At 40.4% G+C, this 13,249-nt stretch carries 12 protein-coding genes and 1 tRNA gene; 4 read left to right on the forward strand and 9 right to left on the reverse strand.

Features of this window, described 5'->3' with window-relative positions:
* Nucleotides 1-2: 2 nt before the first annotated feature.
* Entirely contained in the window at nucleotides 3-1,184 is a 1,182-nt protein-coding gene (gene mazG / locus CH352_RS00340; RefSeq protein WP_100708050.1) for a nucleoside triphosphate pyrophosphohydrolase, read from the reverse strand.
* Between the two features lie 171 nt (nucleotides 1,185-1,355).
* Between mazG and CH352_RS00345 the strand changes: the two genes are divergently transcribed.
* Nucleotides 1,356-1,874, forward strand: a complete 519-nt coding sequence (locus CH352_RS00345; RefSeq protein ID WP_100708132.1) for a DUF6580 family putative transport protein — start codon at nucleotides 1,356-1,358, stop codon at nucleotides 1,872-1,874.
* A 55-nt stretch (nucleotides 1,875-1,929) separates the two neighbouring features.
* Here CH352_RS00345 and CH352_RS00350 read toward each other — a convergent pair whose 3' ends face one another.
* Nucleotides 1,930-3,183 (reverse strand): LA_2444/LA_4059 family outer membrane protein, encoded by a 1,254-nt coding sequence (locus CH352_RS00350; protein ID WP_100708051.1) that lies wholly within the window; start codon nucleotides 3,181-3,183, stop codon nucleotides 1,930-1,932.
* Between the two features lie 135 nt (nucleotides 3,184-3,318).
* Here CH352_RS00350 and CH352_RS00355 point away from each other — a divergent pair, with 135 nt between their 5' ends.
* Together CH352_RS00355 and CH352_RS00360 are read left to right on the forward strand one after the other, a co-directional pair.
* Nucleotides 3,319-3,570, forward strand: coding sequence for a cation transporter dimerization domain-containing protein (locus CH352_RS00355; RefSeq protein WP_100708052.1), 252 nt, complete (start codon nucleotides 3,319-3,321; stop codon nucleotides 3,568-3,570).
* Between the two features lie 69 nt (nucleotides 3,571-3,639).
* Nucleotides 3,640-4,200: an LOG family protein gene (locus tag CH352_RS00360; protein WP_207766723.1), complete on the forward strand. Its 561-nt coding sequence runs from the start codon at nucleotides 3,640-3,642 to the stop codon at nucleotides 4,198-4,200.
* On the opposite strand, the gene CH352_RS00365 is transcribed toward CH352_RS00360, so the two are convergent.
* The 5 genes from CH352_RS00365 to CH352_RS00385 form a co-directional block, all read right to left on the reverse strand.
* Nucleotides 4,201-5,298, reverse strand: coding sequence for an ankyrin repeat domain-containing protein (locus tag CH352_RS00365; RefSeq protein WP_100708054.1), 1,098 nt, complete (start codon nucleotides 5,296-5,298; stop codon nucleotides 4,201-4,203). It lies immediately after the preceding gene.
* On the reverse strand, nucleotides 5,268-6,290 hold the full coding sequence (locus tag CH352_RS00370) for an AEC family transporter (RefSeq protein ID WP_100708055.1): 1,023 nt from the start codon (nucleotides 6,288-6,290) through the stop codon (nucleotides 5,268-5,270). Before CH352_RS00370 ends, CH352_RS00365 begins: the two co-directional genes overlap by 31 nt.
* 34 nt (nucleotides 6,291-6,324) lie before the next feature.
* Nucleotides 6,325-7,512, reverse strand: a complete 1,188-nt coding sequence (locus CH352_RS00375; RefSeq protein WP_207766722.1) for a M23 family metallopeptidase — start codon at nucleotides 7,510-7,512, stop codon at nucleotides 6,325-6,327.
* A gap of 33 nt (nucleotides 7,513-7,545) precedes the next feature.
* Nucleotides 7,546-7,617, reverse strand: a tRNA-Thr gene (locus CH352_RS00380).
* A gap of 5 nt (nucleotides 7,618-7,622) precedes the next feature.
* Nucleotides 7,623-8,255, reverse strand: coding sequence for a DUF2889 domain-containing protein (locus tag CH352_RS00385; protein WP_100708056.1), 633 nt, complete (start codon nucleotides 8,253-8,255; stop codon nucleotides 7,623-7,625).
* A gap of 116 nt (nucleotides 8,256-8,371) precedes the next feature.
* On the opposite strand from CH352_RS00385, the gene CH352_RS00390 reads away from it, so the two are divergent.
* Nucleotides 8,372-9,169 (forward strand): SDR family oxidoreductase, encoded by a 798-nt coding sequence (locus CH352_RS00390; protein ID WP_100708057.1) that lies wholly within the window; start codon nucleotides 8,372-8,374, stop codon nucleotides 9,167-9,169.
* Here the strand turns inward: CH352_RS00390 and CH352_RS00395 are convergent.
* Nucleotides 9,166-10,482, reverse strand: a complete 1,317-nt coding sequence (locus CH352_RS00395; protein ID WP_100708058.1) for a formylglycine-generating enzyme family protein — start codon at nucleotides 10,480-10,482, stop codon at nucleotides 9,166-9,168. The genes CH352_RS00390 and CH352_RS00395 overlap by 4 nt on opposite strands.
* Before the next feature lie 95 nt (nucleotides 10,483-10,577).
* Nucleotides 10,578-13,172, reverse strand: a complete 2,595-nt coding sequence (locus tag CH352_RS00400) for a response regulator (protein ID WP_100708059.1) — start codon at nucleotides 13,170-13,172, stop codon at nucleotides 10,578-10,580.
* Between the last annotated feature and the right edge of the window lie 77 nt (nucleotides 13,173-13,249).

A 13,249-nucleotide genomic window follows, 5' to 3' on the forward strand; every position in this document is an offset into this window, starting at 1 on the left:
TATTAAGGAAATTTATAATTGTTGATCGATCCTTGGATTGCCTCATAAATATCTTCCTGAGTTTTATAAGAATTTCCAGACAAATCTTCCCAGGTTCCAGGATTCTTTTCGGATAGATTTAGGTAGAAGATTGGTTGCGCTTTTCTGCCCCAAGGATCTGCACTCGGTAATACTGTCATAGATCCGAATGCAGAAAATACTAACGAATACTCGTTTGATTTATAGGAAAAACTATATGTTTTGGGCCAATCTGTTTCAGGATTTTGTTTCCAGATTATAAAAGAAGAAAGTCCACGGATCAGTTCTGATACATTTGCCTGCTTTTCTTCCAATGGATTTTGGGTTCGTTTTTGGATCCCAGTCTTTGCTTGGTTCCAAAGTTCTTCCAGTTCGTCCAGAGGAGTTTCTGAAAATTTACGATCGGATTCTCCAAGTCGTGCTTCTATATATTCTATTCTATGTTTAAACTTTGCATTGGTTCTCGTAAGAGAAGATTCTGCAGAGACACCTAACTTTCTTGCTAGATTGACTATCGTAAAAAGTAGATCACCTAATTCTTCTTCTATCCTGATTTGATTGGAAGAAGGATCTGAAATTCCTCTGATCTCCTCTAGGAATTCCTGCAATTCTTCATTCAGTTTTTCTTCTACACCTTTTATGTCTTCCCAATCGAAACCTGCTTTGGCGGCCTTCTTCTGGAATTTTTCTGCCTTTAATAGAGAAGGGAATGTTTCGGGGACTTCTGATAAAATAGATTTAAGCGTGGAAGTTTTTTGTCTGAGTTGTTTTTCTTTTTCTTTGAATAGATCCCAGTTGGCGACTACTTCATCAGCAGAAGAGATATCTTTTGTTCCCGGATCGAATACATGAGGGTGTCGTAGCACAAGTTTTTCCGCTACGTCCTTTGCCACTTCTTCCAAACCGAATGCACCTCTTTCGGATGCGATTTGAGAATGAAGAACCACTTGGAATAATAGATCTCCCAATTCTTCCTTAGTGTGTTCGTCGTTGCCTTTGAGTATTGCCTCTACTACCTCTTGGGATTCTTCTATTAGATAAGGCACTAGGGTAGAATGTGTCTGCTCTCTATCCCAAGGACAACCTTCCGGACTTCTAAGTTTAGAAGTTATGTCTTGGAGAAATGCCATCGAGTTCGGATAGTCTTTCGGGTCGGGAGCTTTCATTAAGTACTAGGCTTGATTTTCGATTCCGAATTCCCAGCCTTTTTCCCGGAAATGAAGATTGACTGGGGGATTTATCCTCTCATCCTATCCGAAAATCCCTGTTTAAACCTAAGTACTTTTCAATTAAGAGTGCTTATGCTAAAATCGGGTAAAAAGGATACCAGAAAGAACATGTCACTATCTAAAAATTTGGTAGCTTTCGCATTACTCGTACTTGCGGTTCTCAGTCGTTTTCTTCCTCACTTACCGAACTTTACTCCGGTATTGGCGATTTCCATTTTCGGCGGAGTGTATCTCTCTAACCGTTGGTTAGCGATCGCTCTTCCTCTCGGAATTATGCTGATCAGCGACCTGGTGATCGGTCTTCACGATATGATCCCGGTAGTTTACGGGTTATTTGTTGTGTATGCAATCGTAGGAATGAAGATCAAAGATCGTTTAGGCCTTGGATCTCTGGCGATTGCTGGTCTTGCAGGTTCTGTTTCATTCTTCGTGATCACAAACTTTTTCGTTTGGTTGACTTCCGGAATGTATACTTTCAACGCACAAGGATTAGTAGAATGTTATATTGCCGCGATTCCTTTTTTCAAATATAGCTTGCTCGGAGATTTCGCTTATATTTCCGTTCTGTTCGGTTCCTATTATCTATTGGAAAAGAACGGATTTGTTGCTTCTACCCAAGCAGCTTAATTTCCTTTAATTGAAGCGCCGCACTTCAGGCGGCGCTTTCTATTCTTCTATCTTCTTAAATAGTCAAAGTTAAACTTAGATAAATTCCATAGAATTTATCATGTACTTCTTTTTGTAAGGCCGAGCCTGTAGAGATTTGATCTAAAGGTTTGGAAACCTGATTTAGAAATAGTGCATCACCCGGTGCTCCAGGAAAAACATTTCCATTATAATTATAACCGGAAACTTTAGAGATCAATTCCGTATATTGGAATCCTAAAGTATATTTTAACCAACGACTTCTGAGTAAGGAGAGACCAAAATCGATCTCATAACCGGTTCTACTGAGCACGTTTTCTTTTAGTCCGCCTGGAGGAGCAGTGTCTAAAATATAAGGTCCGGTGATCCCGTTCAGAACACCTTGTGTGTTTCTATTATAATGTCCTAATGTTCTGAAATAATCTGCCTTAAAGTGTCCTAATAAGAATGCGTTGAAATTTTTGAAGATCCGAACTCCGATTTGAGGGCCTAAGCCTCCCGCTTTTTCTTCCGATTTTCCGAATCCATAATTCCCAGGAATCACTCCATATTCGCTGGAGATAATATCTAAATTTCTTGCTCCTACTGCGACGCCGATCCTTCCGGTTGCGGTTTGCATATACCAAGCAAAGTTTAAAGAATAATCTAATCTTCTGTATTGAACTGAATGGTATTGGACCGGAGCAAGTGCGGACAATATGGAAGCGGTATCCACAGTTGTATAAGAAGGTCTGATCTTTAGATCTAAATAATTGAATTCTATCCCGAAAGTTTTGGCAGTATTCAAATAAGACAGTTTGATTGGAAATGCAGTCTTAGTATTTCCTTGGGGACTAGAATAACTAGTGATACTGTCATTTAACAAGTTCGGATTTACACCTGCACCTGCAGCAGTAGTTTGCGCGTTTTGATAAGCTCCTGATGCTGATAGGATCGTGTTGTAGTTATTCACTCCAATATTCTTTTGCCTGGCTAAAACCTCGGATTCCCAAGTGGATTGTAATGCTGCAAATTGGATATCAAAGGTAGGTCGGTTATAAGGTTTGGACAATTCTTGATCGTGAAGTTCGTTTCGAACATCAGCTGCTTGTTTTCTCTTTTCTGCGGCTAGTAATGCGAGCCTTCTTCTTTCTGCTTGGACCTGGGATTTGCCGGCTTGGTATTCCAGTTCGTCTGCTTCTTTTTCCAAGGCTTCCGGATCCGGTAATTTGCCCTGAGAATATACTGGGTTGGAAACGAATAGAAAGATGCCAATAAATATGGATGCGGAAAGTTTCAGGAAAGTCTGCAAGGTATGCCTCTAAGTATTTCTCGTAGCTTTGTAAACGGAAAGACTAAGTATCTTGGACGCAAGACTCCAATTCTTTTTTATAGGAAGAATGAAAAAAGGGAGGAAGTATTTTCCTAAAATCGAAAGTTTTGAGGTATGGTTTTCGACTTTTCGGACGAATACAAAGAGACCATCCAAAATATTCTTTCGGAACGGTTCTCCCAAGTTTCTAAAATCTATGAACTAAAGGCCAGATCCAAGGGAGAACGGAAATTTCTTGAGTTCAGATTGGAATTCAATAAGGACATTCATCCTTTAGAATATCCAAAGATCTTGGAATCTTTACTAGACGATCTAAAACAAGAATTCCCTTATACGGAAATTATCATTTATCCAAACCAAAGATAGATCCAAAATCTTTCCTTAGATCTGGTTCTTCTTCCAAATCAGGTTGCCAAACCTAATTCAAAATCGATCCTGACTCAGATGAAACCAGCCATTTGCGTATTCTGCGGTTCCAGACCTGGTAAGGAACCTCGTTATCTCCAAGCCGCAGTATTCTTAGGTCACTTAATGGCCTCAGAAGGAGTAGGGCTGGTGTACGGAGGCGCTACCTCCGGTTTGATGGGAGCGGTTGCCGATTCCGTTTTAGAAAAAGGCGGGTCTGTGATCGGGGTTCTTCCTGAATTCCTTTCCAGTAAAGAAATTGCTCATAAAGAAATTACGGAACTGATATTAGTTCCAACTATGCATGAAAGAAAACTCCTAATGTACGAAAAGTCCATCGCGTTCATTGCATTACCGGGAGGGATCGGAACTTTAGAGGAATTAGTGGAAGTAACTTCTTGGAATCAGCTTGGAGTTCTTTCCAAACCGATCGGAATACTGAATGTAAACGGATTCTTCGATCCTCTTTTACAACAATTGGATCATATGGTAGAGGAAGGTTTCTTGGATTCTCAAACCAGAGAATGGATAGAAGTTAGCGCAGATCCGGAAGAACTTTTCGAAAAGATCATCAAAAGAAGTAGGATCTAATTATTTTCCTTCTTCCGGATTCAGGAATTGTTTAAATATCTGATGGAGTGCAGGACTTTCAGAAGCTTCTGCAAGAGCTAAAGGAGAATTTCCTTCCTTATCCGTAGAATAAGGAGAAGCTCCATTCTTCACTAATAGTTCGATCAGATCTGTTTTTCCGGATTTTACTGCGAGAAGCAATGGAGTGCGGCCGAGCATGTCGCGGACTTCTGCCTCGTAACCATTACTTAGTATTTTTTCCACTGTATCTGTTTTCCCTTCGGAAGAAGCTCTGAACAATAAAGTGATCGTGGCCTTATTGATTACTTTGAGAGTATGATGGAATTTCATTCTGTCAGCTTCTTCTTTGGCTGTTTTACCGCTTAGGTTTCTGGCCAAGGGATCTGCGCCAAGATTTAGTAATCTTTCCAAACACTCTACGCTATCGTATAACGCGGAAAGAAGAAGAGGTGTATTTCCGTCTTGGTCCTTATTCTCCATTAAAGAACGAACTTCTTTGTTCTCTGAGAATAGATCTAATATTTCATAATCATTATGTAATGCTGTGAGATGAAGAATTGTCCGGCCTTCGGAGTTTTTCTTTTTAGGATCTGCACCTTTTGAAACCAGATATTCCGCTATCTCTAAATGGCCCATGTCCACTGCGAGTAGAAGAGGGGAGTAACCTTCTCCATTTCTGGATTCTATATCCGGAGGATGATTTGGTAGATCGAATAGGATCTCTACTAATTCTAATGTTCCGGAACTAATCGCTCTTGTTAATGGAGTATTTCCATCCATGTCCCTGAGTTCAGGATCTGCACCGTAATCCAAAAGTATGGTAGTAAGTTCTGCATTTTCGGATTCCAATGCGAGAAGTAGAGCAGTCTCTCCTCTGGAGCTTGTCTCATTCGGGTCGGAGCCGTATTCTACTAATAGATTTGTGGCTTCTTTATTTCCTTCTTTGATGGCCCAGTACAAAAGTCCGCAGCCGTACGAATCTCTGAGTTCAGGAAATTCTTCTGCGAAACCATCTCTTGTTGCAGCCTCAGATAATAAGGCGCGAAGGGTTCCGTTGTTTCCTGTTTTTACTGCCCGAAAAAGATCGTTCCAGTCCACGCCTGATTCTCCAGGAGGTAATACAATCCCAAGGTCGTTAGAAAAGAAAGCGGTATTCCAATTCCGACTAGGGAAACGGCGAGCCTAGGTGCAAGTCCCCATTCTGCTGCAAGAAGACTTCCTGTAATCATGGGAGCCATTGCGGATTCCAAAACCAGTATCTTAAAGTTTCTGAAAAAATCTGCGCTTACATTCTTCTCTGAATAATGGAAGAATGTTCCGAAACATAGCCAAACCAAGATGGGGCCGATGATAAGTTTAAATATTAAGCCGAATAACAAAGGAATTCTGATCCTAAAAGAATTATCTGATTCTCTTTTGGGATTTTCGGCATTTGGTTCTTCAGAATTGATTCGAATGGTTCCAGGAAGTTGGTATCCGACTGAAAAAAGAGCCAACGGGATCAGCGTGTCTCCAATCCTTGCGATTGCGGATTCAAGTTCCGGAGGAACTGAAATTGGACGAGAGGCCATAGATACCAATAACGCGATAAAGGGAGGGAATGTGAATAATGTCTTCCAAAGTGAGGACTTGGTTTCCGAAGATCGGAGAGCATGCTTTGCTTTGGTTCCTAAATAAGTTCCAGGAATGGCAAGAGTGAGAAATGTTCCGAGTTGGTCTATGATCAAAACCGTAGGAAGTCCCTCTTTTGAATAATAGGATTCTATCAGAGGAATTCCCAGAAAGGAAGTGTTTCCGAGTCCTGCAGAAAGGCAAAGACATACGATCGTGCTTTCTTTCCAGTTCAGTAGTTTTCCAAAAAAGCTGAAAAATAAAAATCCGAATCCGAATAACACCCAAGGCATGGATGCGAATGCTAAGAAGTTCCCATCCAGAGAGGCATGACGCAGCGGTCCGAACTCCATACAAGGAAGGGAAACAGAAATGATAAATGAATTGATAACCTTATGTGAATCGGAAGGAAACTTTCCTTTGGTCCGGATCAGTATCCCGAACAGAAAGCAAAGTCCGATTACTATAAAATTAGACATGGATCGATCCTTTTCACCCGAGATCGAATTTAGGTCAAGGAAGGATTTGCAGGGATCTTTCTCCGATCTCTTTTTCTTCTATATAAAATTTGATCTTATACATTCCTGCGCTTAGAACCGGCTGAATTTCCCAGGCTTCGAAATTGATCCCGCCAGGGATTTTTTCCTGAAAAGTAAAACTTGCCTTTTTAGTTTTTAAGGAGATGAATTCCGCCTTAAAAGTGTAAGGCCCGGATTTATAGATCGGAATGGAAAGATAGAATTTCTTTTTAGTTTGTAGCTTGCCAGGACAAGAAGCCACCTTATCCGGATCTGGAATAGAATGACTGATACAGAATTCTTCTAGATTTGTGATCGGAAAGCCGGGGGGAGCTTTTCCGTCCGGGGTCCAGTAAGCATTTTCCTCGCTTAAATATTCTTTTTCTTCCGATTCTGTTTTGAATAAGGTAGCGAAACTTTTTTTCTTACGATTCTCTTCGGGTTTATATACTTCGAAATGTAGATGAGGTCCTGTGCTGAATCCTGTGTCCCCTGAGAGTCCTATTTTTTGTCCTGCGATTACTTTTTCTCCAGGTTTTACGAATACGCCTTTAGATTTTAAATGTCCATAAATTGCGACTGTTCCATCCGAATGTTCTATCACGATCCGGTTTGCTTTATCTATGAGTTTAGGGTCTCTTCTTCCTTCCGTAAATTTATCTTCTGTTTCTACTACGATCCCGTCTCTGGCTGCTAAAAGTGGAGTTCCTTCCGGAAGAACAAAATCCAGAGAATATGCGCCTCCTCCTTTGTGTTCTTCTCCACTATTATAACCTACTGAGATCCAAGATTTTCCTTCATAAGGAAGAGTGTATACATACGTTTCGTCATGCTTTGCGGATAAGTCTCCGTAATACGCCACTGCCAACACTGCTATGGAAGTAGGAGCTTCCATATTCTCTTTCTTTTTAAAGGTCAGTACCTTCTTCTTTTCCGAATCGTTTAATACGAAAGAGATCGGGCTTTGAGGTTCAGTTTCTATATTAGAACCTTCGATTGAGGTATATACAGTGATATGAGTTCCTGGAATTAGGTTTTTGGCTTGAAGATAAACAGAAGTTTCTTCGTTTTCCGTTTCTATAAAAGAACAGATATTTTTTTTATCACAGTTTTGGGTGATATCTGCAAATATAGGGCAGAACGAAATGGATAAAATAAATGCCGTAAAACTTCGGATCACCATATTATAAGATCGGATTTTTTTGGAAAATAAGACAGCCCGCTGCCGGAATTGAACCGGCGACCTTTTCATTACGAGGGAAATGCTCTACCCCTGAGCTAAGCGGGCAAACTTTAACGATCTCCTCTGGCACTGCGGAATTCTTTTACCATCAAAGATGTGATGCTGTCAAGAGGTTTCACCTGCTGCTTCAATTCGGGAGTTTCATGTCTATCAGAGAAACTATAACAAGAGTTTCGGACACCTTTGTCTTTCATCCACCAATGCCTTCCGATCTCTCTCCTGGATTTAGGATCTAAGTCACCTTGGTACATTCTATACTCGTCCCATTCAGGTGGAAAATTTCTTTCCTTTAAGAAGAATGCGTATGCAGAAGAAAAACTTTGGGCTGCATTTTGTAAAAGTTCGTTTATATGAAGACATCCTATCGTTTTATCCTCAGGGAATTTTCTCATAATTTTATTATAAGAAATATCTTCTCCGATAAGATAGGAATATGTTTTGATCGCGTGAGGACAAGTTTCGTAAGGAACTCGATCTTCCTCTACATCCAAGTCCATAATTTTCATCGTGGCTAAGTTCACTAACATGTACAAAGTCATATCATGATAAGGATCTCTTTGGCTGACTTCTATCAGGCAGCTTGGTGGACTTTCTTCCGGAAACCAATAGTATCTACTCTCGTATCTGCGCTGGAAACCACAGTCTTTATATCTGATCTTTTGTTTTAATTGGGAAAGTGCCATACATTCTCCTGGTTCCTTTTTTTCCCTAAGAGATAGACCTGAAAGGATTTTACAGTGTTTTGATTTGCTTTTTTACCATTCTTACCTATCCTTCTACCTACTTTACGGATTTTGGGATGGCATCGTTTTTTCAGGATAAGGTTTTTTTAGTCACAGGAGCAAGCTCCGGGATAGGTAGGGCTTTGGCTTCAGAGTTGGAGAAGGAAGGTGCCTTTGTAGGAGTGATTGCAAGAAGGAAAGAGGCCCTCAAGGAGTTAAAGCTTTCCGCTTCTCATCCGGATAGAATTTTCGTTTTTCAAGCGGATGTAATGTCCGAATCGGAATTGAAAAAAGTAGTCGAAGAATTTAGAAAAAAATTCAAGAGAGTAGACGGCTTCATTCATAACGCAGGTATTTCTATGAGAGGGACTGCTGCGGAGACGGAAGTGAAAATTTTTAGGTCTATTATGGATACGAATTATTTTCCTTTAGTACTATTGTATCGTCTTCTGGAATCTGATCTTCGCCAAAGTGAAGGACATGTGATCGCGATCTCTTCTATACAAGGAAAGTTTGCAACGCAATTGAGATCCGGGTATGCAGCAAGCAAACATGCGATGCAAGGATTTATGGATAGTATCCGATTGGAAAATGCCAAAACAGGCATCCATGTTATGACTGTATGTCCAGGTTTTGTAAAGACTGAGATTTCGGTAAAAGCGTTAGAAGGGGACGGAACCCCTCACGGAATTATGGACGAAGGACAGAAGAACGGATTAGAACCTGAGTTGGTCGCTAAAAAGATCTTAAAAGGGATCGAGAAAAGAAAAAGAGAAATCATTCCTTCCAAATTGAAGGAAAAATTCGGTTATTTCTTAAGCAGGGTCTCACCTAAAACTTTGGATAAAATTCTAGTAAAGGTAAGGATTTCCTAGTTTTTCACTTCTGTGATGAGCCTGAGACCTGCTTTTCTATCATTCAATAGATTCGGGATGCCTCCGAAGTCTCTTGCATAAGCTTTAGCTTCTTCTTTGGTTCCTGAATATGAACCGCCTCGGATCACTTTCAGATGTTTTCCATATCTTCCGGAGTTCGGTCTATGTCCCGGATAGGGGATATAAGCGGAGCTAGTCCATTCTGCCACGTTGCCGCACATCCCGATCGCGCCATATGGGCTTTGACCTTTGGAAGGAAGTTCAAACACAGAGATAGTTCCTCTGCTTCCACTTTCTCTTGTATTACAAAGTGCTGAATCGAATTCATTTCCGAAAGGATAGTCTTGTGGTTGGGAGATAAATTCGTAACTCTCGTCTTTCAATAATCTCCAGATAAGTCCTGTTCCTCTGGCTGCCTTCTCCCACTGCCATTCGCTTGGGATCTTTTTTCCGGCCCATTTGGAATAAGCTTCCGCTTCTCTATAAGTTAAGTTGGTAACAGGATGATATTCTTTTCCCCTAGGAAAATTCCCATTTTCCCAATGGGGTGGAGGAGGAGTTCCTGTTTCCTTTAAGAATTTATTATATTCTTTATTTGTGACTTCGTATTTGTCTATATAAAAGGAAGAAATTTCCTCGAGGCTGCTTCTGTCCGGAGTTCCGAATTTAGGATTATAGCTATCGTCTCCAGGATCGGAACCTTGTCCGTACAGGAAATATCCCATATGCTCATACAGGATCCTCCCGTTGGATTCGTAGCCTGTATGAACGAGCACCATTTCTTTTCCGTCTTTAGGGTGGAGAATGGTCTTAACTAAATGATTTCGTACTATATCCGTCGCATCAAATTTAGAAGGATCTTGGTAGAATGTTTCTTCTCCGTAAGCTCCTATTAAAAGTCCCACACTGATCAATTTGGCGGGTTTACCTTCCGCTACGGAAAAACTTCCTCTAAGTTCTATGGAAACAGGTTTGGTAAGTTTTCCTACTTTTCCAAATTCTACTTCTATATTCTCTATTTGGAAGGAACCTATTTCTTCCATTTTAGGTTTTCTGAATAAAGGTAAATTCGATTTTTCGCTCAGTATACCTCTGATCTCTTCTTCAGAGCGTTCCGAAAAGTAGGAGTTCCTACCTATTTTGATCTTTGCCTTTCCTTTGTTTCTATAAACGGAAAGAACTTCACCTGTCCAAAGTATTGCCTTTCTCGTGTCGGACGAGGAGGTTTCTTTTTCTTCTTGGCTTGTTCCGGTTTCCGAAAATAGAAAAAGAAAACAGAATGAGATGAATATAATAGCTCTGGTCCTGGACATAGAAGAGTGAGGTTCCTCTAAACTTAAAGATCGGCAGAAACAAGGTTTTTTGGAAGGTTTTTTATGGCCCTGAACACGACCTCACGATCTGTGCTTTAAGCCTTAGACTTAGGAAATAGGGTATTCCCCGCTTTTCTCATCACATGTACCAGCTCTTCGAATACGATCGGTTTGGAGATATAATCGTTCATTCCGGCACGCAAACATAGATCTCTATCCCCTTGCATTGCGGCGGCAGTCATCGCAATGATATAAGGTTGGGATTCCACAGCCCATGTATTTCGGATGACCTGGGTAGCTTGGAGTCCATCCATTTCCGGCATATGAACGTCCATAAAGATCAGATTGATCTTCTTTTCCCTAAGAGCGATTAATGCTTCCTTTCCATTCGGAACGATCAACGGTTCGTATCCTAATTTTTGAATAATTCTTTTGGCAAGAGTTTGGTTGATCTCATTGTCCTCAGCGACCATGATCTTGAAAGGGAACTGAGAACTTAACATTTCTCTTTGGCTAGCTAGATAAGAGGATCTTGTATTTGCTTTTGCCTTAGTTCCGCCCTCCGCTAAAATTTCGGTCACGATCCTTTCTATATCTTTTTTCTTAACCGGCTTACTCAATTCTCCTGCGAATAATTCTCCCGCGACCTCTTTGTCTTTAGGGTCTAGGAAAGAAGAAGATAAAAGTACCAATGGAAAATGAAAATTCCTTTTGCGCATCTCTTGGGCGATCTCTATTCCGGTGTTTCCGGGAAGATTATAATCTAGGATTCCGAGGTCAGGCATGATGTCTAGATCGAGTAGGTTCAATGCTTCTTCTTTTGATTTAGCGGAGAAGGTTATAAGTCCTAAAATCTGCAGTTGATACGCTAAGATCCGCAGGTTGGTAGGATTGTCATCGAGTATAAGAACTTTCTTATTTTCTAATTCTGAGTTTGCCGCTTTTTCTTTTATCTTTGCTTGGTTGCTTCCTTCTACTTGAATATAAAAGGAGAAGGTTGTGCCGATATTTAGTTCACTCTCTACCCAGATGACTCCACCCATCATTTCTATCAAACGAGAAGAAATGGAAAGTCCAAGTCCAGTTCCTCCGTATCTTCTGGTGGATGACGTATCTACTTGGTAAAATGGTTGGAATAGTTCCTTTTGTTTTTCAGCAGGAATTCCGATCCCAGTGTCTCTGATCGCAAATAGGATCGTATATAGATTCCCTTCAAATTTAGAAACTTCTGCGGATAAGAAAATCTCGCCTTTTTCCGTGAATTTTAACGCGTTTCCGATGAGATTGATGAAGATCTGTTTTAGGCGTAGACTATCACATAAGATCCTTTCAGGTACGTTCGGATCCAGATAATAGACCAGATCGATCTGTTTCTGGGCTGCACGAGATCTGAATAGATCCAAAACTTCTTCGATAGTTTCGACGACGGAAAATTCTCTGATTTCCAGAGATAGAGTCCCGGATTCAATTTTAGAATAATCTAAAATATCATTTATGATATTGAGTAGGCTTTCTCCACTTTTTTGAATGATCTCAGCGTATTCTTTTTGTTCAGTATTCAGATTGGAATCGATCAAAAGTTCGGTCATTCCGATCACTCCGTTCATAGGAGTTCGGATCTCATGACTCATCATTGCTAAAAATTCAGACTTGGCACGGTTTGCCTTTTCTGCTTCTTCCTTAGCTTTTTTGAGATCATATTCGTAGTTTTTACGAACGGAAATATCCGTGAATAATCCGCAGACCGAGTAAACTTCTCCTTCTAAGTCTACCAGAGGAACGATCACACAATAGAAAGTTTTTTCTTCATCTGAAACGACTAGATCCAATTCGAAATCCAAAGGACCTTGTTTTTCTAGGGATTTCGCAATAATGGTAGAAATGAATTGGGCCTTCTCGCTTCCGAAAAGATTTTCCAATCCCATGTCCTTTCTTTTGTCTTTACTTTCTAAAAATCGATTTGCGAATACTTGGTTATGGAACAGGGTCCTTCCATCCAGGTCCATCATACAAAATGCTGAAGGTAGATTGTCCAAAATGGAAAGAAGCCTGGACTCACTTTCGATCAATCTATCAGTGATCCTTCTCTTCTCTTTGATATCTTTTCGAACCGCAAGGGAACCGTAACCTACGACTAAAAAAGAAACTATAACTAAAGTAAGTAGTGAATAAGCAACTCTGGTTCCCCTTAAAGAATTGGTTGCATTCCTTTTATTCAGAAGTTTCAGTTCTTCTTCCTGCATATTGTTCAGAAGTTCCGCTATTTCTATCAGTATGATCCCTTTCTTGGATTCGAAAGAGCCTGGCCGTTTTTCTGCGGCCCCAATCAGGTTGGCAATCGCCAGGATCCTCACTTGTTGAATCTGGTTGTCCTTGGTCAGATTTTGTAGGATCTTAATTTCTCTCTTTAAGTCGGAGAATAATGTCTTTGTATTTTCAGACACAACATCTGCAGTATAAGCTTGGGCGATCCCGATCTCCCTCGTGATACTTTTACATTGGTCGATCTCTTCGATGACTGTAAATGTATGTTCTATTAAAACGCCTGAGTCCTTCAGCTTTATCATTCCATACAAACTGATTAAACTTGCGATGATCAATAGTAGGGTAAGAGAGAAAAAACCTATGAGTACTTTCCATTGTAAGAATTGGGATTTTTCTTTGATTTTTTCTAAAAAGGAAAATTTCATGAAGGACGTTCTGGTATTTTCGAAATGTTAGAATGATTTCAAAAAGGCTTCCAAATTTATTACACGTACATAGGTCT

Origin of the sequence: Leptospira hartskeerlii (genome assembly GCF_002811475.1) — a bacterium.
In the GTDB taxonomy this organism is placed as follows: Bacteria; Spirochaetota; Leptospiria; order Leptospirales; family Leptospiraceae; genus Leptospira_B; species Leptospira_B hartskeerlii.